1 protein-coding gene is annotated in these 2,152 nt (G+C 75.7%); it reads right to left on the reverse strand.

What is annotated here, in order from left to right; translation table 11 throughout:
* Positions 1-1,874: DUF5682 family protein (locus tag HLK59_RS49695; RefSeq protein ID WP_171148277.1), on the reverse strand; the 1,874-nt coding region annotated here is incomplete at its 3' end.
* Positions 1,875-2,152: the final 278 nt, after the last annotated feature.

The following is a 2,152-nucleotide window of genomic DNA, read 5'->3' on the forward strand; positions in this document are numbered from 1 at the left end:
TCCGCATCCGGTCGCCTCCCCTCCGCCGCCACCACATCCGCCAGCAGCCCCACCGCCCCGTGCACCGCGTCCAGATGCCGCCGCATCTCCTCGGCCGCGTCCGCGTCGAGCGCGGCGCAAGCCGGGGGAAGACCGACGAAGACCCGTTCGGCGAGGCCCGCGGCGACCTCGGTCAGAGCGTGGGTGTCCGTGCCGCGCACGTCGCCGTAGCGCAGGGAACGGACCAGGGCGGGCAGTGCCTGGGCAAGATGACCGACGTCGGTGTCGAGCGCGGCGCGGTCGGCGAGGACCTGCATCACCACCGGAAGCGCCTCCGGCAGTTCGGCCAGGAGGCAGCGCTCGGCGAGTGCGGTGACATCGGCGAGACTCTGCGCGGTGACCGCGTCGGCCTCCGCCTTGGCGGTCGCCGCGGCGAGCACGGTCGTCCCCCACACCCCCGCCTCCGCGACCCGCACGGCCAGCTCTGGCTCCCACCGCAGCCGCCACGTCTCCCGGAACGTCCCCGTGCTCCCCCGCGACGCCACCGGCTCGCCCCACCCGACGGCCAGCAGCCGCAGCCGGTGCAGCAGCCTGCTGCGCCCCGCGTCGGTCTCCTTGCGCAGGTCGAGCTCCAACTCCCGCTCCAGCGCCTCCGGCTTGAGCCGCAGCCGGCGCTGCGTACGGTCGAGGTCCCGCTGCAACGGCACCGCGGGCGCGGCCTGCGGCACCTCCCCCAGCACATCCCCCACGACCAGCCGATCACGCACCAGCGACAGCGGCACGTCCGAGCCCTCGCACATCACCGCCCGCACCGCGTCGGTCGTCTCGCTCAGCCCCGCCAGCGGACGGCCGCGCATCGCCGCGAGCGTCTCCGCGAGCCGCACCGCCTCGATGACATGAGCCGACGAGACGATCCGGTCCTCCTCCCGCAGCAACGCCGCCACCTTGGTCATCCACCGCTCGACCGGCCGGTCCGTGACGCCGAACAGATGCCCGTACCAACCCGGCGAGTCGATGCCGGCCCCGTACCCGCTGACCCGGGCCAGCCGCCGATACGTCCACGGCACCCACGTCATGTCCGCCTTGACCTTGGGCAGCCCCTTCAACAGTGCCCGGTCGGCGGCGACGGCTGTCCTCTCCCGCAGCGCGGGCACATGCCACGCCCCGCACACCACGGCCACCCCGCCCCCGAACTCCCGCTGAGCCGCCCGCACCTGGAGCCGCATATACGCCTCCCGCACGAGATCCCGCTCGTGCCCGCCGCTCCCGTACGCCTCCCGCAACGCCCCCATGGCCTCCTCGACCACGACGAACGGCGCGAACACGTCCCCGGCGCCGGCCCCCCGGTGCTCGACGACGTCCTCCCACCACCGCTCGGGGTCGTCGTAACCGGCGGCTTCGGCGAGCACGGCGAGGGGGTCGATCCGAAGACCGGTACGGGCTGCCTCCGGCTCAGAGGCACCGTCACCGTCACCCACCTCCACACCGCGGGGCTCACCTCTTCTCTCCTCCACCGCCTCCTCACCCCTGTCCCCCTCCCACGCCAACGAGTGCGTCGCAGGCAAGTCGATGAACCTCGCCGGGACTTCGTGCTCCAGAGCCCAGCGGATCGCCACCCACTCCGGGGAGAACTCGGCGAGCGGCCAGAAAGTCGAGCGGCCCGGCTCGTCGACGGCATGGGCGAGGAGGGCGACCGGTGGCCGCATGTCCTCGTCGGCGGCCAGCGGGATCAGGGCGTCGGCCTCGGGCGGGCCCTCGATCAGAACGACCCGCGGCCGGGCCCCCTCCAGTGCCGCCCGCACGGCCCGCGCGGAACCGGGCCCGTGATGCCGTACACCGAGCAGCAGCGGCTCCTTGCCGACGGCCGCCGCGAGCCCATCCTCCGGGGCTCCCACGTCCCCGTCTCCCGCGACTGCCTCGCTCCCGTCGCTCACAGCCGCCCCGCTCCCGTCCCTCTCACGCCCTGTCACACCGTCCCCCTCCCCTCCACCCTGCACCGCCACCCCCCCCCCCGCCGGACCCCCCCCGTCCCCACCGCCCGCGCACCCCCCCACCCACCCTCCCACCCCCCCGCCCCCCCCCCCCCCCCCTCCCCCTCCGCCGCTGCCCCCCCCCCCCCCCCCCTGTCCCCGCCCCCCCCCCCCCCCTCGGCCCCCCCCCCCCACCCCCCCGC

Source organism: Streptomyces sp. S3(2020) (assembly GCF_013044505.1).
Classification (GTDB): domain Bacteria; phylum Actinomycetota; class Actinomycetes; order Streptomycetales; family Streptomycetaceae; genus Streptomyces.